Below are 21728 nucleotides of genomic sequence, written 5' to 3'. Positions count from 1 at the left end.
GCGCGGCGAGGGTACGCACGTGCGCCCCATGTAGCGACCGCGTTTCAAATCCGCATCGGCATGATGACCGAGACATAGCTCTCCGCCGCCGACTCCGTCGCGGGACGGATGACCGCAGGGTCGAGCTCGCCCGACACGCCGAGGACGACCTCGTCGTCGTTGATGGCCGCGAGCACGTCGAGGAAGTACTTCGCGTTGAAGCCGATCGTCACCTCGGGCCCATCGTAGTCGATCGGCACCTCGTCGAAGCCGTTGCCGCTCTCGGGGCTCTCGCTCGTGATGCGCAGCGCGCGCGACGTCACCGTGAGCTTCACGCCGCCCGTGCGGTCGCTCGCGGCGAGCGAGACGGCGCGCAGGGCCTCGGCGAGCTGGGCGCGCGGCGCGCGGATGCTCCGGTCGCTCACGTTCGGGATGACCTGCTGGTAGGGCGGGAACTGCGCGTCGACGAGCTTCACCGAGAAGGTCATGCCACCGACGCCGAAAAACGCGTTCGGCCCGCTCTGCGTGATGTGCACCGTGGGCGTCTCCTTGTCGACGCCGCTCGTGAGCCTGCGCAGCTCGTGGATGGCCTTGAGCGGGATGAGCATCGTCGCCGTCGCGCTCGTTCCCTCCAGCGTGACCTCCATCTTGGACAGCCGGTGACCGTCGGTCGTGACCATGCGGACGCGGTGGCCGGCCCACTCGAAGAGCGCGCTGTTCACGTGCGCGCGCGTCTCGTCGGTCGAGATGCTGAAGTGCGTGCGCTCGATGAGCCGCGAGAGGAGCTCCACGGGTAGCTCCAGCGAGGGCGCGTCGGGCGCGGGCTTCGGCAGCTGGGGGAACTCGCTGCCGGGCATGCCGTGCAGCGTGTAGCGGCGCGGCGAGCCGACGGCCTTGATGACGGTCTGCGCGCCCTCGCGCGCGGTCACCTGGATGGGCCCGTCGGGCATGGCCTTCACGCGGTCGAGCAGGTCCTTCGCCGGAACGGCCACGGAGCCTGCGCTCACGATTTCGGCCGCCGTCTGACCACTCACCGCGAGGTAGAGGTCGGTCGCGGAAACGCGCAGCGCGTTCCCGTCGGCGGCGAGCAGCACGTTGGCGAGCACCGGCATGGCGCTCTTCTTGTCGGCGACGCCCTGGCAGCGGTCGACGAGGCGCAGCAGATCTTTCTTCGCGATGACGAGGTCCATGGCCCTTCAACTCCGCCGCGGCGGGAAAGCAGCGGGTCGGTCCCTCTTAGCAGGGTTATCGGCGGGGCGAAGGTCGAAAAGATGACCGAGGCAAACGTGACCAAGCTCACCGGTTCCCCTCCGATCTAGGGAAGATCTTTAGATCTAGATCAGGTCGTCATCGTAGAGCCTGTGGACGATGGGGAAAACTCTGGATCGACCTATGATTTCGATGACTTACGGAGCCACCCCCCTGTGGATGAATCGGGGCAACCCCGGGGTCGGGTCGGGGAGAGCTCGACGGGGGGACGGCCGAGCCCGGTTCTCTCCCCAAGGCAGACCCTGGGATCACCGGAAGTTATCCCCAGCTTGCCCCCGTTCGGCTGTGGGCGCCGCGGACTGACCAGACGAGCACCTGCGTACCGATGCGTACCGAGTGCGTCACGGGCTCGCCCGCGCTCGTGAGCTTGCGCCGTGGGAACGAAAACGCGATCGCCGAGCGATTTTGCAGTGGCCGCGCGCGACGGAATGGCCGAACGTAGGGCTCTCGCGATGGGCGAACTCCGCTGCCGCCACTGCGGCATCCGGCATGACGAACGGCTCGTGATTTGCCCGGCGACGGGGCTCGCCATCGGGCCAGGGTCGAGTCTGCCGTCGCGCCCGGCGATGCACACGCCGCGTTCGTTCATCCCGCCCGCGCCGAGCATTCCACGACCCATGGGCATCCCGTCGCCCCGCGTGCCCGCCCTCGCGCCCGCCGCGAACGCTCGCCCGGCACAGCCCGGCGCCGCCCCGAACCGCGACGGCCCTTCCTCGCAGAGCTCGCACAGGCTCGCGCGGCGTGACCTCGTGGGCCACGTCATCGGCGACAAGTACCGCGTGAAGGCGCTGCTCGGCGAGGGCGGCATGGGCGCGGTGTACGAGGCCGAGCACCTGGCCATCGGCCGCATCGTCGCGGTGAAGGTGCTGCACCCGAAGCACGCGCAGCAGGCCGACTCGGTCGCGCGGCTGAAGCACGAGGCGCGTATCGCCGGTTCGATCGGTCACCCGAACATCTGCGAGATTTACGACCTCGGTCGCCTCGAGGACGGCACGCCCTACCTCGTGATGGAGCGGCTCATCGGCGAGACGCTCGACCAGCGCATCAAGCGCGACGGCGCGCTTCCCGAACGCGACGTCGCGGACGTGATGCACCAGGTGCTCTCCGCGCTCACGGCCGCGCACGCAAAAGCCATCATCCATCGCGACCTCAAGCCCGAGAACGTTTTTCTCGTCCGCAAGGCGGGCGTACCGCCCATCGCCAAGCTCCTCGACTTCGGCATCTCCAAGACGATCGACGAGGACACGTCCATCGACCTCACGATGCCCGGCATCGTCATGGGCACGCCGTACTACATGGCGCCCGAGCAGGCGCGCGGCGATCGCGGGCTCGACCACCGCGTCGATCTCTGGGCCGCGGGCGTGATCCTCTACGAAGCGCTCTCGGGCCGCCGCCCGTTCGTCGCACGAAACTACAACGCGCTGCTCGTACAGATCCTCACCTCGAAGCACCGCTCGCTCTCCGAGGTGCGTCCGAACATCACGCGTGGGCTCGAGCGCGTCGTCGACAAGGCGCTCGCCAAGATGCGCGAGGACCGCTACCAGAACGCCCCCGAGTTCCAGGACGGCCTGCGACGCGCCCTCGAGCCCGAGGCGCCGCCGCCGTCACGCCGCGCGCCGCTGCCGCCGGCGAAGATGTCGTTCGCGGAGGACGACGACGAGACGATGGTGCTCTCGTTCTCGCGCAAGGACCTCGGCCTGCCCATCGCGCCGCCGCGCTCGTCGAAGCAGGGCACCGGCAACGCGGGTCCGCCGTCGACCCGCTTCGGCCCGCCCACGACCGTCACCGCGCCGCACGCAGGCGCGCCATCCTTGCCCGCGCCGCTGCCGCCTCCCTTGCCGCTGCCGCCGCCGTCGCACCCCGCGCAGCAGCAAGCGGCCCAGGCATCCGCCTCCTCGGGCCCGCCGTCGACCATGCCGGCCGGGCAGCTTGCGAGCATGGGCGTGGGCAGCGGTCGCCAGGCGTGGCTGCCGCCTCCGCCCGCGCCGCTGCCGCCGCCTTCGGCGCCGCCGCCCCCGGCGTCCGTGCCCATCCCGGTCCACGCGGCCGCGCCTTTGCCGCCGCCTCCGCCGCGCCCCGTCCCGCCGGCGCGCCCCGTGACCGACGACGACGACGACGAGCGCACACTCGTCGACCGGCCCTCGTTCTCCGACGAGCGACCGACGCTCGTGCGCCCGTTCCCGGCGCCGCCGGTGCCCGAGAAGGGGTCGTGAGCCGCGTCGGATGAGCCGAACGCCACGCCTTACACGCATCGTCGGCAAGGGCCTCATCAAGGCCTACGGCCCCACCGTGGCCTTGCGCGGCGTCAGCCTCACGATCGAGCTAGGCAGGCTGCTCGTCGTCGAGGGCGCGAACGGCTCGGGCAAGTCCACGTTGCTGGGCATCCTCGGCACGGTGATCAAGCCGACCGCGGGCACGGTCGTGTACGAGCCGCTCGGCGATGACCTGCTCGCGGTGCGTGCCGAGATTGGCTGGGTCTCGCACGAGACGATGGCGTACCCGGACCTGTCGGGTCGGAAGAACGTGGAGCTCGCGGCGCGGCTCGTGGGGCTCGACGCGGCGGAGGCGTGGGCGCGGGCTTCGTCGCGCTTCGAGCTTGGCGCGTTCGCGGAGCGGCCGGTCCGGACGTACTCGCGCGGACAGCGGCAACGCATCGCGCTCGCGCGGGCGCTCACGCACGAGCCTTCGCTGGTCCTGCTCGACGAGCCGACGACCGGCCTCGACAAGGCGGGCGTGACGCGGCTGCTCGCCGTGGTCGACGAGGAGGTCGCGCGCGGCGCGGCCGTGGTCGTGGTCTCGCACGAGCCGGAGCTCTTTCGCGAGCGGGCCGGCGCGCGCCTCGTGCTCGACCGGGGCCGGGTGGTCGATAGCGTTACCGGTTGAGTATCGCCGAAAAACCACACAATGGATCGTTGCCGCGAATGGGCGGTGACGATGAACGCGAATTCGGATTCGCGCGAAAGAGGCGGTCGACCTCGGTGTGTCGAATTTCCGTCAGCCGGTATTTTCTTTTCTTTTGGGATTCGATTCGATAAAGATCGATCGTAGCGTGTTCGAACTCGAAAATGGTTTGAACCGGGGGAGCACGAGGGCGCGCCTCGTTGCGGCGCTGGCCGCGCTCTGCTTTCTCGGAATCGGGACGGGCGCCGGGGCGCAGACGAAAACGTCCGCCTCGGACGCGGCGCCGACCGAGATCACGGGGACGGTGCTCGCCCTCGAAGAGGAAGGCGAGGAGCTGATCCTGGACCTCGGCTCGACCCAAGGAGCGACGGAGGGGGCGACGGTCGAGATCTGGCGCCCGCTGAAGCTCAAACACCCCGTGACGGGCAAGGTGATCTCCGACCGATTCCGGATCGGGACCCTCGAGCTCGGGCAAGTGCGGCCCTCGATGTCGATCGCCACGGCAACCGGCACGCTCACGCGGACCCCCGAAAAGGGCGACCTCGTGATCCTGCGCAAAGCCCCGGCCCCCGGCAAACCCGAGCCCACAAAGCCCGACGCCTCCACGACCACGGAGGCGAAGGAGATGCCCGCCGGCGACGCCGATCCCGAGGCGATCGTGATCGCCACGATGTTCGACAAGCTCAAAGGCGCCGACCTCGTCACGCGCATCAAGGCCTACGAGGATTACGTCCGGGAGAAACCGAACGGTCGTTATGCACGCGTGCTCTATGAAGAGGCCGCGTCGCTGCGCCGGCTGATCGAAGCCGATGGCAAACCCGGGTCGAAGGCGGCGCCCGCAAAAGGGCAGACCACGCGGACCGAGCCTTCACTCGTGAGTTTTTCTCGACCAACGGCAGCGGTCGAAGGCACGCCGCTCGAGCTCGCGGTGGAGCTCGACGACCTGGCCACGGGCGCGATCCTGCACGTGCGGACGAAGGGGAAACAGACGTACACGCCGTTCGTGATGACGAGCGCTGGCCCCGGCTACTGGGCCGCGACCGTGCCCGGCGACCGCCTCGTGCCCGCGGAAATCGAGTACTTCATCGAGGCGACCATGGCGAGCGGCGCCGCAAAAGCCGTCGTCGGCCTGCCGAGCGCCCCCGAGCGGATCCAGATCCAGGATGCACCCAAGATCGCGAAACCTGAGAAACGTATCGCGTCGGCGATGGTGCTCACGGACTTCGCCGACTACAACGGGCTCAAGGGCAACGATCGCGTCTGGCAAACGGAAGGCACGTTCGGGCTCCGTTACGGCGACACCGGCGTGCGCGCGCTGCGCACCGGGTTCGGCGTCTACCGCGGCGTCGGCGGCTCGCTCAACGATCTCGATACGCTCGGGCTCTCGGGTCGCCCCGTCGGATTGACCTACGGCTACCTCGAAACGGAGGTCGGCTTCCACCGGCTGTTCGGCGTGATCGGCAGGATGGCGATCGGGCTGCTCGACGACGGCATCTCGGGCGGCGGACAGATCCTCTTCCGCATCGGCAACGACCGCGAGACGAACCTGGTGCTCGGCGGCGAGCTGCTCGGCGGCGTCGGTCTACGCGGCTTCACCCAGCTCGAGCTGAACACCTTCAAGCGCGTGCCCATCCTCGTCCGGACCGAGGTGACGAACCAGCCAGCCGGATCGAGCAGCTACAGGTCGCCGACCGAAAACGGAGAGCCCACGCAGTCCCAGGAGGAAGGCGAGGTCGGCGCACGCGGGATCATTCAGGTGGGCTACCGGCTCACGCCCGGGTTCGTCGTCGCGGCGCGCGTGTCGTTCCAGGGCCGAACCATCAACCATGCAGGGCCGGGCTTCGGCGGAGCAGTGGGGTACGAATGGTGACGCGAACCTTCGTGAAGACCCTGGCCACGTTCGCCGCGGTCGCGCTGTCCTTCGCGGCGCGTGACGCCGAGGCGCAAAAGGCCGAGGACATCCCGCCGGGCGAGACGCCGAAGCCCACGACGCCGCGCGTCCATCACGCACCGATCGCCAGCGCGGAGCCTGGCACGAAGCTCGTGCTGGAGGCGTCGTTCGAACACGCGGAGCTCATCCGGAACGTGCTGGCCGTCTACCAGACGTCGCTCGGCGAGATGAAGGCCGTGCCATTCCAGCGGGGCGGCGAGAGGGGCTACATCGCGGTCATCCCGGGCGAGGCGCTCAAGGCGCCGGGGATCGGCTACACGATCGAGGTCGAGCAGACGAACGGGACGCGGTTCTCGGCATTCGCGTCACGGCAGAAGCTCCACCCGGTCAGCGTGATCGAGGACCGGACCGATGCGAAGGAGCGAGCCGCGCTGAGTCGGCTCGGCGGACGTCGTTCGGTCGTCGGGGTGGCGGGCGAGTACGTGGGCTTCGGGACCACGACGGGCACGATACCGATACCATGCGCGGCGGGTCAGGCGACCTGCCAGCCAGGTGAGGAGGTCGTGCCGTCGGTCGACGAGCAGTACTACCGGGTGGAGGCGAGCTACACGTACCGGCCGCTGCGCACGGTGTCGGAGTTCGGCTTCCGGCTGGGACTCGTGCGCGGCTGGTCGCTCGTGCCGCTCTCCGAGTACAACGAGGAGCGGTACAAGGTCGGCCTGAACTTCGGCGCGGCGCGTATCCGCTTCCGGGTGCTCGACCTCTGGCACCTGGAGACGGAGCTCCAGACGAGCGTCACGGAGATCGGCTTCTCGGTCGGCCTCGGGGCGTCGACGTTGATCGGCGACCCGTACGGCTCGAAGCTCATCCTCGGGTTCGAGTCGCTCGGCCTCGGAGACAGCGCGCCGTTCGGGAATCGGTTCTACAGCCGGCTCGATCTGGTCGCGGGCGACCGCGTGCTCGTGTCGCCGATCGTCGAGGTGACGGACATGCCGAACGCGGAGACATACGGCGTGCGTCTGATCGGCGAGGTGGGCATCGCGCTCGGGCGCGGGTTCTCGGTGCAGCTCCGAGGGGGCTACCAGGCGCGAAGGTCGACGTCGGGTGGACCCGGGTTCGGCGGGAGCGTCCTCTACGCCTTCTGATTCTGGCCCTCGAGGGCGAGCGTCGAGAGCACCCACTTCGCCGCCGCCCTCGTCTCCTCCGCCGTCGTCTCGGCCCGGGGGAACACGACCAGCCTCGGAACGATCTTCAACTCCACGAGCTCCTCCGCATTCGTCCCGGTGGACGCATCCGGCACCGCGGGCGGCTGAAGCACGAGGAGCGGCGCCGGCAGGTCCGCGGCCATCGTGCGCAGCGCATGCAGCGTGACCGCGACATCGTGGAGCACGCCGAGCCGATCCGAAGCGACAAGCAACAAGTGATCGGGTCGCAGCACGCGTGCGAGGTCCAGGTTGACGAGCCCCGGCCCGAGCGGAGACAGGAGCGCCCCCGCCGTCTCGATGACCAGCACCTCCGCGCACGCATGCGCATCAACCCACTCGGCCACGCGACCCAGATCGATGCGCATCCCCAGGCGACGCGCGGCCAGGTGCGGCGAGACCGGATCCGGCAGCGCGTAGGGAAGGGGATGTTTCACGTGAAACGTGCTGAACGCCGCGAGCGCGGAGGCGTCGGTCGCGATCGTGGACGAAGGCTCGGACGGGACGCCGGACTCGATGGGCTTGAGGCCTGCGACCGAGACGCGAGCCGATGCAAGAGCAGCGACGAGGGCGACCCCCGCGTGGGTCTTCCCGACGCCGGTGCCCGTTCCAATGACGACAATGCGGCTCATGGCTTCCAGCCCTCCGCGAAGGCAGTGACGATCCGAGTGAGGTCCGCGTCGGTGAGGCGCGCGTGCGCGGTGACGCGAAGGCGCGAGGTGCCCGGCGGGACCGTCGGGGGGCGAATGGCCTGGACGAGGACCCCACGCTCGCGAAGGCGAAGCGAGATGCGAACGGCCTCCTCCGGGGGACCCACGAAGCAAGGGAGGATGGGCCCATGCGAGGGGAGGAGCGCATCACCGATGATGGAGGCGAGTCCGGCGCGTAGGCGGTCGATGATGTGGTCGAGCCGAGCGCGCGCCTCGTCATCGGCAGCGACGCGGAGGACCCGATGCCGGATGGCGGCCGCGAGGGCGGGGCTGATGCCCGTGGAGAAGACGAAGCTACGGGCACGATTCCAGAGCCAGGTGCGGAGGACCATCGGTCCGACCACGAACGCACCCTGAAGCCCGAGCGCCTTTCCGAGAGCCCCCACGAGGACGTCCGGCCGAACGCCCGCCCGCGCCGCAAGTCCTCGACCCTCGGGACCGAGCGTCCCGACCGCGTGGGCCTCGTCCACGACGAGCGCGGCATCCCATCGGTCACAGGCAGCCCGGAGCCGAACGAGGTCGGGCGAGTCGCCATCCATGCTGAAGTACGACTCGGTGACGAGCCATCGCCGCGGCGCACCCTGCGCCCGCTCGAGCGCAGCCTCGGCGGCAGCCGCATCCCGATGGGGAACGACAACGACCTTGGCCCCGGAGAGGCGGCAGCCATCGATGATGGAGGCGTGGTTCAACGCATCCGAGACGATGACGTCCCCCGGCCGGGCAAGAGCCGAGATGGTCCCGACATTGGCCGCGTACCCGGACGAGAACAGGAGCGCGGACTCGAACCCGAGCCAGGTGGCGATCGTCTGCTCGGCGAGCGCATGCTCGGCATGATGCCCGCTGACGAGGCGTGAAGCGCCAGCGCCGGAGGGAGCCTCGGCGGGCGCAGGCCAGGGGTCGGTTCCGTATCCGAGGTAATCGTTCGAGCAGAGGACGAGGCATCCCGACGGCGGCGGCGCGCTCGGCTTGCGAAGCAGTCCAGCCTGTTCGAGCGTCGCAATCTCCGCCGCGAGATGGCGAAGGGCGCCAAGCTCGGTCATCGGTCGTCCTCGTCGGATGCGTCCGCGCCGGGCTCGATGGCGCCGAGCGCAGCGTCGACGCGTTCAAGCATGCGGCCGAAGGCAATGCGGGTGCGAGCCATCTGGTCGTTATGGCGTGCGCGCTCTTCTTCGAGGTCGTGCGCGAGGGCGAGGGCCGCGAGGAGGAGAGCCTGGGGGTTGACCATGCGGCCGGGACCGGCGACCTGCGTGAGCTTCTCCTCAACCATGAGGGTGAGGCGGTGGAGCTCGTCGTCGGACGCGGAGGTGACGACCCGATATGTCTGGCCGCCAATGCGAAGCTGGACCTGACGGCCACCCATGGCGAGGGGACGGTACCATGCGGGGAACCAGGATGCGAGGCGGGGAGGGAGGGTCGGAGGTGGTGGCCACCCAGAGGGGCACTTGGGGTTGTTCTGGTTGGATTTGGACGGGTGGGGTTCTTTGCGGGGTGGCGCCCGCACGTCTCGCTCGGGTGGGTGCATCCGGAGGCGGGGTGGCCCCTGGCACTGGACCGCCTCGCGAGGCTCGGAGGTGGGTGTACCTCGCTCGGTTCTCTTTCGTGCCCCTCCGGGTGGCCACCACCTCCGACCCTCCCTCCCAACGCTGATCGCTTGGGGGGTGGGGGGGATGTTTCACGTGAAACGTGGGGGTTGCTTGACGGCGTAGGGGAGGGTGGGTGATGGGAAGAAGATGGAAAGCAGGCGGGCGTGCTTGCGGCGGTCTGGGTTGGCTGGGCGGGCGTTCGTGGGCGGGGCGGTGCTCGCGGGATGCCTGTCGTTCGGGGTGGAGGCGCGGGCCGAGCCGCAAGGGACGGTCGGGTTGACGATCGGCGCGGCCGGGCGAGGGCTCGATCGAAAGATCTGGGACCAGACGGTCTTTCACCTGGGGCTGCGGGGGGACGTGTTGTTCGGTCGGAGCAAGGTGACCGACTTCGGCGTGGGACCCTATGCCGAGGTGATGACACACGCCTTCGACGAGGTGCAGTTCGGGGCCGGGGTGTCGACGCTGTTCCCCGTGCTGCAGGCGTTACCCCTCGTGGTGTCGGTGGGCGGGTACGGTCGGTACGCGCCGATGCAGGGGCTCGAACCGGGGGTCGCGGGCGCGCTGTTCTGGGGGACCCGCAGCTACAACTTCCACGCCTCGTACGTGATCGCGGCCGGGTTGCTGGCGCAGTTCCGGTACGGGCTCGGGCCTTCGCGGGAGACGTCGATCGTGGTCGGCGCGCAGCTCGACCTCGTGGCGTTGAGCTTGCCGTTCCAGATCCTCTACAACGCGATTCGGGGAGGCTCGAAGGATACGAGACCCGTGCGGTGACGGGTCTCGAGGGGATGTTTCACGTGAAACATTGGGGGCGGTGCGCCCTCACAGAGACGGGGTGTCGCAAACCGGGTCCAGGCCCCTGCAAAGTCGACAGTCCACCGCGTTGTCGATCCCGGGGCGGCAAAAGCCGGACGGTGCGTCGGCCGGGTTGAAGCAGTCTCGCTCGGGCGTGGACAGGTCGTCAGCCTCCGGCGGGAAAAACACGAGGCAGCCGCGGCACACGTCGATCGGGAACTGCCATTCGCCCGTCGCGACTTCCTCCCCGCCCAGCGTCCGCCCTCGGATGATGACGTTGGCGAGGACCTCGACGGGCGTGCCGCTCCCCCCGCTCGCTCCAAGCGCTGCCGCCGAGGTGCCCGAGTCGACCAGGACGACGTTGGCGAATCCAAGCCCCGGCTCGGCCCCCGTGGACGGGTCCACGAACCCGGTGGCCGGCGCCGTGAATGCGCCGAGCTCATTGCCCGCAGCGTCGAAGGTGTGCACATCGGCGCTCTCGAACTGGACCCGAGAGGTCTCCGTGCGAAGCGTCGCCGCGTTGCCGCGCCGGACGAGCTGATTGCCCACGAGGAGCGCGGCGTTGTATTCGGAGGCGAACGCCACGTCGAGGGTGCCACGCAAGAGGGTCGGAGCCGTGGTCTCAGCGACGACCCCGCAGGTGTCGGTGTCGAACACGAGCGCGCCACGGACGAAGAGGCTGCTGCGGTTCTCCGCGCACCCCGCACCGAGCAAACCGCCGAGCGCCAGTAGCGCGGCCACACCGCCAATATGCCTTCGCTGGATCTTCATGGTGGAGGAGCCTCCCTCGACGCCTGAGGTCAACCGTCAGTGTATCGAGAAAGCCGCCGGGCCGGCAAAGATCCGCAGGGTTCAGACGGAAACGCTCTGCATCCCCGCATGAAGGAGGCGCCCCAACGCTTCGAGCGAGAGGAGCTCGATGCGAGGTCGCCCAAGGCCTTCGAGGAGGACGACCCGAATCCCCGAAGCCGTGCGCTTCTTGTCGAGCGAGGCCAGGCGGAGCGCCTCGTCGAGCGGCTCACGCGTGAGGTCCGTGGGCAAGCCGAGGTCGACGAGGAGGCGCTCGACACGCGTCGCTGCCTCAGCGTCGGTGACACCAAGGGCACGGCCGACGCGGAGGATGGCAATCATGCCGAGCGCGACGGCCTCGCCATGGGTGAGGCGGGTATACGCGCCGGCCGCCTCGAGGCCGTGTCCGATGGTGTGGCCGAAGTTGAGGAGGACGCGGTCGCCGGACTCGCGCTCGTCCCGGATGACGATCGCGGTCTTCACACGGACCGCGCCGAGGACCATCTGCCGAACGAGGTCGAGGTCCCGGGCGAGGACGCGCTCGCGCTCCCGGCCGACGAGCTCGAAGAGGGAGGTGTCGGCAATGGCGGCCGCCTTGACGACCTCGGCCAGGCCGGAGACGTAAGCCCGGGTGGACTCGGTCTGAACGCGCGCCGGGTCGATGAGGACAGCCGAGGGCTGGTGGAAGGTGCCGACGGCATTCTTGGCGACCCCGAGGTCGACGCCGGTCTTTCCACCCACGGCCGCATCGACCATCGAGAGCAAGGTCGTGGGCATCGCGACCCACCGGACGCCCCGAAGGAGGAGGGACGCGGCTAACCCGGCGACATCGGAGACGACGCCGCCACCGAGAGCGACGACGAGGCATTCGCGGTCAGCGCCGGACTCGACGAGGGCGGCGAGGATGCGCTCGACCGCCGGCATCTGCTTGTGGGTTTCGCCGGGCGGAAGGACGACGGTGGCCGGGACACGGAGGCCGGTCGTGCGGAGGGCGTCAAGGACCGGGTCGAGGGCGATGGGCGCGACGTTCTCATCGGTGACGACGAAGACGGCGGAAGGCGCGAGGGAACGAGCGACCTCGGCGAGGGTGCGCGGGGCGTCGTGGGTGAGGCGAACCGGGTAGGAACGGGTGCCGAGCGGGACGACGAGGGTGGGGTCGAGCCAGGCTTGGAGGACGGCGTCGGTGATGTCGGCGGGCGAGCGATCGTCGGTCCGGATGTGGGCATGGGCCTCGGCGTAGACGGGCGCGCGGGAGGCGAGGAGGCTGCGGAGGCGCGCGAGGCGGTCGGGAGTTTCGTCGAGGAGGGGTCGACCGGGGCCGGCGGTGCGCGCGGCGAGGGTGTCGGGTCGAGCCGTGAGGGTGACGACGTGCGCGTGGGCAAGGGCAAACGCGCGGAGCTCGGGGTCGAGGAGGGTGCCGCCGCCGAGGGCGATGACGCGCGGCTCGGGGGAAGCGAGGAGGCCGCGGAGGGTGGCCGCCTCGAGGGCGCGGAAGGCCGGTTCGCCGTCGGGCTCCGCGAAGAGGGCCGGGACAGAGCGGCCCGTGTTCTGGGTGATGACGGCGTCGAGGTCGAGGAAGGGGACCGCAGCTTGGGCGGCGACGAGGGGGCCGATGGTGGATTTACCAGAGCCCATGAGTCCGCTGAGGAGGAGGGGACGCTGGGGGCGCGGCTGGGTGAGCGGAAGCGGAGGCATGGGGACTACGATTCGATGGGGGAAGCGATTTGTCGAGGTGGAGTGTGTGCGCAGGCGCAGGCGGAGGGGGCGCTGGGCGGCGTGAGGTCGGGGGGGCTGGGGGACCCGAACTCGCGAGCCACGCCGGTCGAATTGGGAGGGGGTCGAGGTTTCGGCAAGACTCGGGAGGGGATGGATGTCGCCTCCCGGCTAGGTCACGTGGGTGACGGGAAGGGTGTGATGTAGAACGCGTTGAGGTTCGGACGGTCCCCCCTACGACCGAAGGTGATACGCGTTGAGGTTCCGATGGTCCCTCCCACGACCGAAAGTGATACGCGTTGAGGTTCGGACGGTCCCCCCTACGACCGAAGGTGAAGCGCGTTGAGGTTCCGATGGTCCCTCCCACGGCCGGATAGGACGGGCCAGGTGCCGCGGGCATCGGAGCCCGTGAACCGGTCAGCTGAATCCGTTGTCGTAGCGAGGCCCCTCGAGGAAGCGGGCCGCCGGCGGATTCGTCCATCGCGCGACGCGCGCGGCGTGCTCCTCGGCCGTGAGGGGCGTGAGCGGAGGGAGTGGCACGAGGGGCGAGCCGGCGTGTAGCCGCACCGAGGGCCTCCGCGCGATGAGCCGCTGCCCCGCTTCGGGGAGCCAGACGGTCGCGGGCTCGACGACGCGGACCTCGACGAGGTTCGGGAAGCGCTCGGTGGATTCGAGCGCCGCCCAGGCCGCGGGGTCCTTGTCGTCGCTCATGCAGATGGAGACGTAGGGCACCGGCCGGTCGATGGCGCGGATGAGCGCGGGCGTCGCCTGCAGCTGGCGCACGGGCGGGAGCAGCTCGACAGGGCCGGAGAAGATCACGCTCTCGACGGTGGACCAGGCAGGGTGGCCGACGAGGGGATCGCCGGGCGCAGCATTCCACTCCACCGCGACCGGAAGGCCTTGGTGGAAGGTACGCGCGCGGCGGAAGGGGTGGTGCACACGCTCGTCGTCGAGGAGCTGCTCGTGACGCTTGAGCTTTCGGTGGGTGAGCTTCTCGGCGCAATCGAGGGTGATGAACTCGCCGCGAGGGTCGCCGAGGGCGGTCAGCTCTTTCGCGCAGGCGAGGCGAACATCGAGGTCCGCCGGATGGGCCCACAGGCGCGCCAGGATGGCGTCGAGAGAATTGGCGTCCGCGCTGGGCGGGGGCGGCTTCGGAACGACGGGGGGCGCCCGGTCCGTCACGCTGGAGGGCCAGCCGCAGAGCGCGTCTGGGTTGCCGACGTCGAGCTTCCGGTCGTCTTCGTCGAAGTCGAGGCCGTCGCAGGGGTCGAAGATCGACTCGGCGCGCGTGGCGAGGCGAGCGGAGTAGCCCTTTGCAGCGAACGCGTCGAACCAGCCGATACAAGCGATGAGCTCGGCCCGGGTGGACTCGAAGCGGTGGGTGTTGAAGACGAGCACGCCGAGACCGCGGGGAGCGCAAGCCTTCTCGACGGCGGCGAGGAACGAGCGCAGCACGGCGTCGAGCTCCGGCGTGATGTGGGGCTTCAGCGCCTCGAGCCGTTCGAGGGCGCGGGCGGCGGCCGCGGACGCGGGGCGGCGGAGGAGCGAGTAGGTGCTGCCATCGTGCTGCGAGCGCACGGAGGCGAAGTCCGCGGCGTCGAAGAAGAGAAACCAAGCGGGCGGGAGGAGGCCCTTGGTCCTGAAGAGCCCGGTGCCGCCCGAGGCCGGGTCGAAGTTTTCGGAGTCGTAGCACTCGAGGAACGCGGTGACGCCCATCACCCCCCCTAACAGGGAGGTCTGGTTCTGTAAATCTCCGACATGAGGGCTCTTGGGAGGCGGGTTGACAGGCACCGGCGCGTGGGGCAGCGTGCCACCGCCGGAGGGCTGAGCATTGGTCTCTTCTTGGGGCCGCCGCGCCGGGGCGCTGCCCCGGGCCCCGCGGGGGCTGTTCGCCCCTCGACCCGAACCAGGGCAAGCCCTGGACCTCAGGGGGAAGAACTGCGCGATGCGCAGTTCTTCCCACAGGCCGGTGGCAAGACCAGGAAGGTGCGTTGCACGCTGGCGACGGGCACGTGGCCCGTTGAATCGTCAGCGCTGCTGTCTTGGTGGGCAGGATCGTCGTTGGTCTTGACCTGGCCTGTTCGATGAACTGCGCATCGCGCAGTTCATCGACCCCGGGTCCAGCGCTTGCGCTGGTCCAGGTCCAGGGGCGGATAGCCCCGGTGGGGCCTGGGGCAAAGCCCCAGCGCAGCGCCTCCCAAGATGAGACCAATGCTCAGCCCGGAGGGGCGAGGGAGCCTCAGGGACGAGCAGGCTCAATGTTTCACGTGAAACGTCCCGGTCAGTACGCCGCGAGCTGAGCGCGGTACGTCTCCAGGTTGCGTTGGAGCTCGCCGAGGCTGTCGCCTCCGAACTTCTCGAGGACGGCGTCCGCGAGGGTGATGGCGACCATGGCCTCGCCGACGACCGAGGCGGCGGAGACGGCGCAGATGTCGCTGCGCTCGTGGGCGGCGTCGAAGGGTTCCTTGGTGAGGACGTCGACCGAGGGGAGGGCCGTCTTGAGGGTGGCGATGGGCTTCATGGCGGCGCGGCACGTGAGGGGCATGCCGTTGGTGATGCCGCCTTCGAGGCCGCCGGCGCGGTTGGTGGGGCGGTCGAAGTGGTGGGCAGGGTCGTAGGTGATGGGGTCGTGGACCTGGGAGCCGCGAAGGGTGGCGGCCGTGAAGCCGATGCCAAGCTCGACGCCTTTGATGGCGTGGATGCTCATGAGGGCCTGGGCGAGGCGGCCGTCGAGCTTGCGGTCCCACTGGACGTGGCTGCCGAGGCCCGGAGGGAGGCCGGTGGCGATGACCTCGAAGACGCCGCCGAGGGTGTCGCCCGCATGGGAGGCTTCGTGGATGGCCTTGCGCATGGCGGCCTCGGCGTCGGGGTCGACGCAGGCGAGGTCGGAGGCGCGGGCGCGGGTCCGGAGCTCGGAGAGGGGGAGGTCCGGGAGGGTGGCTGTGACCGGGCCGATGGAGACGACGTGGGCGAAGATGTCGATGTTGAGGAGGGAGAGGAGTTTGCGGCAGACGGCGCCGACGCCGACGCGGGAGGCGGTTTCGCGAGCGCTGGCTCGTTCGAGGATGTCGCGGAGGTCTTTGCGGTCGTACTTGAGGCCGCCCGCGAGGTCGGCGTGGCCGGGGCGGGGGCGGGTGAGGGGTTCGGGGGGCGAGGGGAAGGGGTCGGGGCCCATGCGGCCCGCCCAGTTGGCGTGGTCGCGGTTGTCGATGCGAAGGGCGATGGGTCCGCCGAGGGTCTCGCCGCCCCGGACGCCTCCGACGAGCTGGGCCTTGTCGGTCTCGATTTTCATGCGGCCGCCGCGGCCGTAGCCGCGTTGGCGTCGGCCGAGGTCGTGGTCGACATCCTCTGAGAGGAGGGGCATCCCGGCTGGGATGCCTTCGACGATGGCCACCAGGGAAGGGCCGTGAGATTCACCCGCCGTCATCCAACGAAGTCGCGACATGCCCCCACGCTAGTACAGGAAGGCAGGACCCAAAAGGATCGGGTGAAAGATCGAATTCAAGAACGGTATGGACGTCTCGGTTTGCGCTAGGATGCGCCCTACCGCGCGATGTCGAAAGCAACGAACCAGATTCCCGGGGAATGGGCGCGGCTCGAGATGAGCGAGCGCGCCGGCGCCGTGCGTTTCTCCGTGCACGTGCGACCGCGATCGTCCCGCTGTTCGATCCTCGGGGTCCGCGACGGCGCGCTCGACGTCGCGCTGACCGCGCCGCCCGCCGAAGGAGCCGCAAACGAGGAGCTGCGCAAGCTCTTGTCACGCGTGCTCGAAGTGCGACGCGCCGACGTGAACATCCTCGTGGGCGTGAGCAGTCGGAGCAAGCTCCTCGAGGTCAACGGCACGAGCTCGTCCACGGTGCGCGAGCAATTCAGCAAGGCAAAGCGATGAGCGGTATGCTCGCGTTCGAGAAGTGGGAAGGGCTCGGCAACGATTTTGTCGTCCTCGACGCAAGCTCGGAGGATGCGATCACGCCCGAGCAAGCACGCGCGCTCTGCGATCGACATCGCGGCATCGGCGGCGACGGCGTGCTGCTCGTGATCGGCGGAGCGACGCCGCGCATGGTCGTGCTGAACGCAGACGGGTCGCGGCCAGAGATGTGCGGGAACGGGCTCCGGTGCGTGGCCGCATTCCTCGCCGATCGAACGGGCGCCGAGGGGTTGTCGATGGTGATCGCGACGGACGCGGGTGATAAACCGTGCGCCATCGAGCGAAGGGGCGCGGGGTTTTACGACGTGACCGTGGACATGGGTCACGCGACAATGGGGCCGAGGCTCGAGGTGGAAGCCGAGGAGCGGCGGCACGGGTTCACGACGGTCGATGTGGGTAACCCACACGCGATCACGTTCGAGCCGTATACAGAGGGGGAGATCGATCGGGTGGGGCCGACGGTGGCAACGTCGCCGGCGGGAGGGATCAACGTGGAGTTCTGCCGGATGCTCGGGGAAGGGGAGCGGACCCGGATCGCGGTGACGGTCTGGGAGCGCGGTGTGGGGCGGACGCTCGCCTGCGGGACGGGCGCGTGCGCGGTGGCGGCGGCGGCGTGTGAGCAGGGTCGGGCCCGGAGGGGCGCGCCGATCGAGGTGCATCTGCCCGGCGGGCCGCTCGAGATCACGGTGGACGAGGCGCGGGCGCTCCGTATGAAGGGGCCGGCGCGGCGGGTGTTCCGCGGGACGTGGGAAACGAGCTTGGACCTTGGCCCGGGCCCTGCGGCTCCTCCATCGTGGGACGCGTCGAAGCCATGATGAACTCGATGCCGCCGATCCCCGCGTCGCGCCGAAGGCCGCTCGATCGGGCCGGCGCGCCCGCGCTCACCGTGCTGTGCATCGCGCAGGACGCCCCCGTACGCGAGCTGCTCCCGCGCGTCTTGCGCTTCGACAAGGTGCTCGTGACGGCCGATTTCTCCGAGGCGTTCATGATGGCGACCGCGGAGGCGCCGGACATCGCCTTCGTGGAGCTCGGCATCGGCGACGGGGCAGGCCTGAGCCTGGTGCACCACCTGAAGGCGCTCGTGCCGGACATCAGCGTGGTCACGCTGGCGACGAAGAAAAACCTCGACGCCGCGGCGAGCGCAGTCTCCCTCGGCGCGACGGGGCTGCTCTTGATGCCGCTCTCGGGCGACGATGTCCTGAGCTCGGTCTGGGGGATCAAGCAACGGCTCGTCGAGCGCGCCGAGCGGGATCGATTGGAGCGCGCCGCCGCCGTGAGCGCGCGCGCGACGGGGTGGATCGCCCGGATCGCCGAGATTGCGGAGGCGCCGGATCGGACGAGCGCGGCCCGGGAGCTCGTGGAGATCCTCATCGAGGTGACGGGCGCGAAGGGCGCCGCCGTGTACCTCGCCAGCGACACGGTGCCGCAAGAGCTCGTGCTCGGCGCCGCGAGCCCCGGGCTCGACAAGGCGCCCGAGGTCGGCACCGAAAAACACATCCTCGATACGTTCGCCACGCCGCGCCGTCTGCTCGCCGTGCCGCTCGGCTCGCGCAACGTCGCCGCCGGGTACGTGCTGCTCGACGAGGACAAGCCACGCGTCCCCGCCGAGCAAGGCGCCGATCCGCCGATCGATGGGATCATTCGGCTGCTCGCGAACGTGGCCGCGACCGCGATCGCCATGCTCGCCGAGCGCGAGCGCGCCGCCCGCGGAGGCGCCGCCATCAAGGACCCGACGTCGAGCGCATATTCGTTCGCGTATTACGTCGACGTGGCCGGTCGGGAGATCGGGCGCGCGCGAAGGTACAACCGGCGGTTCGCGATCGTGACGATGGTGTACGAGCCGATCCCGGGACAGCCGGCGCTCTCGCCGACCGAGTACGCCGACCGGCTGCTCGCCGCGGTGCACGACACGGATGTGCTCGCCCGCGTCGACGAGAACGAGTTCCACCTGCTCCTGCCCGAGACGAGTGGCCTCGGTGCGCACTCGGTCCGGCGTCGCATCGCGCGGCTCGGGACCGGGGAGAAGTCGGCGTCGAGCCGGGCGCTGCTCGTGGGAGCCGCCGCCTTCCCGCACGATGGGCAGGACCTCGGCAAGCTCCTGCGGGTCGCGCGCCTGCGCGCCGAGGCGAGCAAGACGTCGGTGGTGCACCGGCTCGATCCGGAGTCGACCACGGTGCCGGATCTGCTCGAAATGCTCATCTGGGAGACGGTGAACGCGGCGCCCGCGCGGCAGACGTCGGCGGTGCGGCCGATCGAGCTCGGGACGGCCGAGGCGCAGGCGCTCGCGCAATCGGTGGTGGCAGACGCGCAACGCGGCGGGGCGGCGACGATCGTGGTGACGAACCACGCGGACCTGTGCCTCGGCGCGGCCGTGCGCTCGGCGCTGGGGCACGAGGCGGACAAGATCGCGCTGCACGCGCTCGACCTCCGGGCCGTCCCGGGCTGCGAGCGGATCGAGGCGCTGGCGGTCATCGCCGAGCACGGGGCGTATGCGCTTGTGGCACGCAACGATGATGGCGTCCTGCGGGGCGCGCACGCGGCCGATCCGCTGCTCGCCGACGTGCTGGCGGAGCGTCTCGGCCGGGCCGCGGGCGTGCGGTTGATCGGATAAGGGAAGGCCATGTCGCGACGCGTACTTCTCGTGGACTCCGATGTCGACGCGCTCGGCGCGCTCGCCTCCGCGCTGCGGGCGATGGGCCTCGTGGTGGCGAACGCGAACAGCGCCGAGAGCGCGCTCGAGCAGGCCTACCAGAGCCGGCCCGACGTGCTGCTCGTCCCGCGCACCCCCGAACGCGGCGGCAACGTGCGCGAGGTCTTCAAGGCGAAGGCCGAGCTCGCCGACATCCCGGTGCTGTTCCTCGTCGACAAACTCGGCGACGGCGAGCTCGAGCCGGACGAGGTGATGCGGGTCGACGTCGACCAGATCGTCTCGCGCATCACGGAGGTGTCGCGGCGCGTGTCGCGACCGCCTCTGCCGCAGGACATCCGCGGCGACCTGGAGCAGGTGCCACTCGTGGACATGCTGCAGCTCCTGGCGATGAACCGTCGGTCGGGCACGCTGAGCATCACGACGGCGCGGGGTCCGGGCGAGGTGAAGCTCGCCGAGGGGCAGATCGTCGACGCGAGCTTCAGCCGTCGGACGGGAGAACGCGCGCTCTACCGGCTGCTCGCCGAGCGCCGGGGTCGCTTCGCGTTCTCGCCGGGCGAGCCGCCGAGCGCCCGCCGCATCCAGGCCTCCACGAACATGCTGCTGATGGAGGCGATGCGGCAGGTCGACGAGCTCAACGAGCGTCGCGCGAGCCTTTCGCCCGAGGGTGAGGTGTTTGCCCTGTCGGACCTCGCGAGCCTTTCGGGTCTGCTCGATGGGCCGGAGTCGATGCCGGACCCGTCGTCGATGCGGGGTCGGATCTTCGAGCTTTTGCAGATGCCGCGCAGCATCGACGAGCTGCTCGACGAGATCGACGGTCCGGACCTCGACATCCTGGACGCGCTCGGGCAGCTCAAGAAGAGCGGCAAGGTCAAGATGATCCCGCTCGCCACGCTGACGACGCCGCTGGCGACGCCGGAGCAGATCCCGGTGCTGCGCTCGCTGGCGACGCGGCTCGTGCGTCCCGGCTTTTCGGCGCCGCCGCGGCTGCTTCTGGCGACGAGCCCGCAGCGGCTGGGGGTTCTGGCGTATTCGATGCGTCGGATCACGGACGTGGTGATTTCACCGGAGCCTGCGTCGCGGGCGCCGCTGCCGCGCCCGCTCGGGACGCTGCGCCTCGGCGAGGGGGTGGAGGTGGCGGTGATCGGGCTGCCGACGGACGAGACGATGGCGCCGACATGGGCGCTGTCCCTGCCGGGGACGGCGGCCGTGGTGCGGGTGGGGGAAGCGGAACGAGCGGCGCTCGAAGCACATTGCGAGGCGGGGGAGGTGATGCTGCTCGAGGCAGATGGGCTGATCGGGCAGTTCGACCCGACGATTCCGGCGGAGCTGGCGGCTTTGCTGAGGGCGGCGCTGGAGGCGGCGGCGGGGGCGGGGTAGCCGGGTTCAGGGCATACAAATCCGCACGCTCGACCCATAAAGCCCCGCCTCTCCATCCACCATCACGCGATACACCTGCTCGCTCGTCCCTGCCGGGCACGAGCATCCCCCGGTCCACGGATTCCCCACGCGGCACGTCGGTTCCACGTCGTCCACCTGGAATGCGCCCCCGAACGTGCGCAGCGGCGCATCCTTGTTGCCGCACAGCACCAGCACGCTTCCGCCCTCCACGCCGTTGCACGGCAGCCGGATGATGGAACGCAGCCCGATCGCCTCGTCGAATCCCGCGGGGCACGCGCACGCCCCGCCCGCCATCGGGTTTCCCACGCGGCAACGCGCCGTCGAGCCGCACCAGCCGTCGAAATCGTCGACCTGGTACGCTCCGCCGAAATCGCTGTCCGGCGCGAGCGTGGGCGTCACGCAAAGCCGCAGCGTCGTCGCCGATCGCATCGGCACGCCGGGGCAGTCGCTTTGCACCGCAAGCGGGAGCTCGGACGCCGGGCTCGGGCAGCCGCATCCGCCGGTTTGAGCGTTTGCCGTGCGACACCCCGGGCATTCCGATGGGAAGGATTCGAACGCGCCGTAGAGGGGCAAGCAATCGGCCGGGTTCGCCACGAGCGTGCCATTGCAGTCGTAGGCGCACGTTCCGGCCACGCATTGGCCGCCGGGTCCACACGTGTTGTTGCACGCGCCGCAATGGGAGGCGTTGCTTTCGAGGTGCACGCATTTGCCATCGCACGTGGTCTCGGTCGAGAAGCAGCCGTGCCCGCCTTCGTTCGATCCTCCGGCGCCGCTTGCCCCCGCGCCACTTCCCCCCGCGCCGCCCTCGCCGCCGCTCCCACCCCCCGAGCAGCCCGCGAGGAGCAGTGCAAAAACAAGATTCGAGGCGGAGTGGAAAATTCGCAGCGTCGACACGGGCCGATCCTATCACGATATTGCTTGTG

Annotated in this window: 18 protein-coding genes; 9 read left to right on the top strand and 9 right to left on the bottom strand. The window is 69.9% G+C overall.

Annotated elements, in window-relative coordinates; translation table 11 throughout:
- Positions 1-44: 44 nt before the first annotated feature.
- A complete protein-coding gene (gene dnaN / locus KEG57_RS18515) occupies positions 45-1169 on the bottom strand; it encodes a DNA polymerase III subunit beta (RefSeq protein ID WP_272416899.1) in 1125 nt (374 codons plus the stop codon).
- Between the two features lie 531 nt (positions 1170-1700).
- Between dnaN and KEG57_RS18510 the strand changes: the two genes are divergently transcribed.
- The 4 genes from KEG57_RS18510 to KEG57_RS18495 all read left to right on the top strand — a co-directional run bounded on the left by KEG57_RS18510 (position 1701) and on the right by KEG57_RS18495 (position 7185).
- On the top strand, positions 1701-3461 hold the full coding sequence (locus KEG57_RS18510) for a serine/threonine-protein kinase (protein ID WP_272416898.1): 1761 nt from the start codon (positions 1701-1703) through the stop codon (positions 3459-3461).
- A gap of 10 nt (positions 3462-3471) precedes the next feature.
- Positions 3472-4131, top strand: coding sequence for an ATP-binding cassette domain-containing protein (locus KEG57_RS18505; RefSeq protein ID WP_272416897.1), 660 nt, complete (start codon positions 3472-3474; stop codon positions 4129-4131).
- Positions 4132-4297: 166 nt separating this feature from the next.
- Positions 4298-6019, top strand: coding sequence for a hypothetical protein (locus tag KEG57_RS18500; protein WP_272458207.1), 1722 nt, complete (start codon positions 4298-4300; stop codon positions 6017-6019).
- A complete protein-coding gene (locus tag KEG57_RS18495; protein WP_272458206.1) occupies positions 6013-7185 on the top strand; it encodes a hypothetical protein in 1173 nt (390 codons plus the stop codon). Before KEG57_RS18500 ends, KEG57_RS18495 begins: the two co-directional genes overlap by 7 nt.
- Here KEG57_RS18495 and bioD read toward each other — a convergent pair.
- The 3 genes from bioD to zapA are packed head-to-tail and all read right to left on the bottom strand — an operon-like array spanning position 7173 to position 9312.
- Positions 7173-7874 (bottom strand): ATP-dependent dethiobiotin synthetase BioD, encoded by a 702-nt coding sequence (bioD, locus tag KEG57_RS18490; protein WP_272416894.1) that lies wholly within the window; start codon positions 7872-7874, stop codon positions 7173-7175. The genes KEG57_RS18495 and bioD overlap by 13 nt on opposite strands.
- Positions 7871-8992, bottom strand: coding sequence for an aminotransferase class I/II-fold pyridoxal phosphate-dependent enzyme (locus tag KEG57_RS18485; protein WP_272416893.1), 1122 nt, complete (start codon positions 8990-8992; stop codon positions 7871-7873). The genes bioD and KEG57_RS18485 overlap by 4 nt, the downstream gene beginning before the upstream one ends.
- Positions 8989-9312 (bottom strand): cell division protein ZapA, encoded by a 324-nt coding sequence (gene zapA, locus KEG57_RS18480; RefSeq protein ID WP_272416892.1) that lies wholly within the window; start codon positions 9310-9312, stop codon positions 8989-8991. The genes KEG57_RS18485 and zapA overlap by 4 nt, the downstream gene beginning before the upstream one ends.
- 406 nt (positions 9313-9718) lie before the next feature.
- Between zapA and KEG57_RS18475 the strand changes: the two genes are divergently transcribed.
- Positions 9719-10306, top strand: a complete 588-nt coding sequence (locus KEG57_RS18475; RefSeq protein WP_272458205.1) for a hypothetical protein — start codon at positions 9719-9721, stop codon at positions 10304-10306.
- 48 nt (positions 10307-10354) lie between these two features.
- Here KEG57_RS18475 and KEG57_RS18470 read toward each other — a convergent pair whose 3' ends face one another.
- The 4 genes from KEG57_RS18470 to aroC all read right to left on the bottom strand — a co-directional run bounded on the left by KEG57_RS18470 (position 10355) and on the right by aroC (position 16256).
- Entirely contained in the window at positions 10355-11098 is a 744-nt protein-coding gene (locus KEG57_RS18470) for a hypothetical protein (RefSeq protein WP_272458204.1), read from the bottom strand.
- 81 nt (positions 11099-11179) lie between these two features.
- The gene (aroB, locus tag KEG57_RS18465) at positions 11180-12751 is read right to left on the bottom strand and encodes a 3-dehydroquinate synthase (protein ID WP_272416889.1); all 1572 of its coding nucleotides are present in this window, start codon (positions 12749-12751) and stop codon (positions 11180-11182) included.
- Positions 12752-13246: 495 nt separating this feature from the next.
- Entirely contained in the window at positions 13247-14545 is a 1299-nt protein-coding gene (locus tag KEG57_RS18460; RefSeq protein WP_272416888.1) for a hypothetical protein, read from the bottom strand.
- Between the two features lie 565 nt (positions 14546-15110).
- Positions 15111-16256: a chorismate synthase gene (gene aroC / locus KEG57_RS18455; RefSeq protein ID WP_272421534.1), complete on the bottom strand. Its 1146-nt coding sequence runs from the start codon at positions 16254-16256 to the stop codon at positions 15111-15113.
- 126 nt (positions 16257-16382) lie between these two features.
- Here aroC and KEG57_RS18450 point away from each other — a divergent pair, with 126 nt between their 5' ends.
- The 4 genes from KEG57_RS18450 to KEG57_RS18435 are packed head-to-tail and all read left to right on the top strand — an operon-like array spanning position 16383 to position 20784.
- Positions 16383-16718: a DUF167 domain-containing protein gene (locus KEG57_RS18450; RefSeq protein WP_272421532.1), complete on the top strand. Its 336-nt coding sequence runs from the start codon at positions 16383-16385 to the stop codon at positions 16716-16718.
- Entirely contained in the window at positions 16715-17572 is an 858-nt protein-coding gene (dapF, locus tag KEG57_RS18445) for a diaminopimelate epimerase (protein WP_272421531.1), read from the top strand. Before KEG57_RS18450 ends, dapF begins: the two co-directional genes overlap by 4 nt.
- Entirely contained in the window at positions 17551-19368 is a 1818-nt protein-coding gene (locus KEG57_RS18440; protein WP_272458675.1) for a GGDEF domain-containing response regulator, read from the top strand. The genes dapF and KEG57_RS18440 overlap by 22 nt, the downstream gene beginning before the upstream one ends.
- A gap of 9 nt (positions 19369-19377) precedes the next feature.
- On the top strand, positions 19378-20784 hold the full coding sequence (locus KEG57_RS18435) for a DUF4388 domain-containing protein (RefSeq protein WP_272421529.1): 1407 nt from the start codon (positions 19378-19380) through the stop codon (positions 20782-20784).
- Between the two features lie 6 nt (positions 20785-20790).
- Here KEG57_RS18435 and KEG57_RS18430 read toward each other — a convergent pair whose 3' ends face one another.
- On the bottom strand, positions 20791-21699 hold the full coding sequence (locus tag KEG57_RS18430) for a hypothetical protein (RefSeq protein WP_272421528.1): 909 nt from the start codon (positions 21697-21699) through the stop codon (positions 20791-20793).
- Positions 21700-21728: the final 29 nt, after the last annotated feature.

The organism is Polyangium jinanense (assembly GCF_028435365.1).
The sequence above is the reverse complement of the archived record's forward strand: the minus strand, read 5'-3'. Positions and strand labels throughout refer to the sequence as shown.

Bases quoted from the DNA above. Each gene is read 5' to 3' on its own strand.
- dnaN (WP_272416899.1), bottom strand. From the start codon at position 1,169: ATGGACCTCGTCATCGCGAAGAAAGATCTGCTGCGCCTCGTCGACCGC.
- KEG57_RS18510 (WP_272416898.1), top strand. From the start codon at position 1,701: ATGGGCGAACTCCGCTGCCGCCACTGCGGCATCCGGCATGACGAACGG.
- KEG57_RS18505 (WP_272416897.1), top strand. From the start codon at position 3,472: ATGAGCCGAACGCCACGCCTTACACGCATCGTCGGCAAGGGCCTCATC.
- KEG57_RS18495 (WP_272458206.1), top strand. From the start codon at position 6,013: ATGGTGACGCGAACCTTCGTGAAGACCCTGGCCACGTTCGCCGCGGTC.
- bioD (WP_272416894.1), bottom strand. From the start codon at position 7,874: ATGAGCCGCATTGTCGTCATTGGAACGGGCACCGGCGTCGGGAAGACC.
- KEG57_RS18485 (WP_272416893.1), bottom strand. From the start codon at position 8,992: ATGACCGAGCTTGGCGCCCTTCGCCATCTCGCGGCGGAGATTGCGACG.
- zapA (WP_272416892.1), bottom strand. From the start codon at position 9,312: ATGGGTGGCCGTCAGGTCCAGCTTCGCATTGGCGGCCAGACATATCGG.
- KEG57_RS18470 (WP_272458204.1), bottom strand. From the start codon at position 11,098: ATGAAGATCCAGCGAAGGCATATTGGCGGTGTGGCCGCGCTACTGGCG.
- aroB (WP_272416889.1), bottom strand. From the start codon at position 12,751: ATGGGCTCTGGTAAATCCACCATCGGCCCCCTCGTCGCCGCCCAAGCT.
- KEG57_RS18460 (WP_272416888.1), bottom strand. From the start codon at position 14,545: ATGGGCGTCACCGCGTTCCTCGAGTGCTACGACTCCGAAAACTTCGAC.
- aroC (WP_272421534.1), bottom strand. From the start codon at position 16,256: ATGACGGCGGGTGAATCTCACGGCCCTTCCCTGGTGGCCATCGTCGAA.
- KEG57_RS18450 (WP_272421532.1), top strand. From the start codon at position 16,383: ATGTCGAAAGCAACGAACCAGATTCCCGGGGAATGGGCGCGGCTCGAG.
- dapF (WP_272421531.1), top strand. From the start codon at position 16,715: ATGAGCGGTATGCTCGCGTTCGAGAAGTGGGAAGGGCTCGGCAACGAT.
- KEG57_RS18435 (WP_272421529.1), top strand. From the start codon at position 19,378: ATGTCGCGACGCGTACTTCTCGTGGACTCCGATGTCGACGCGCTCGGC.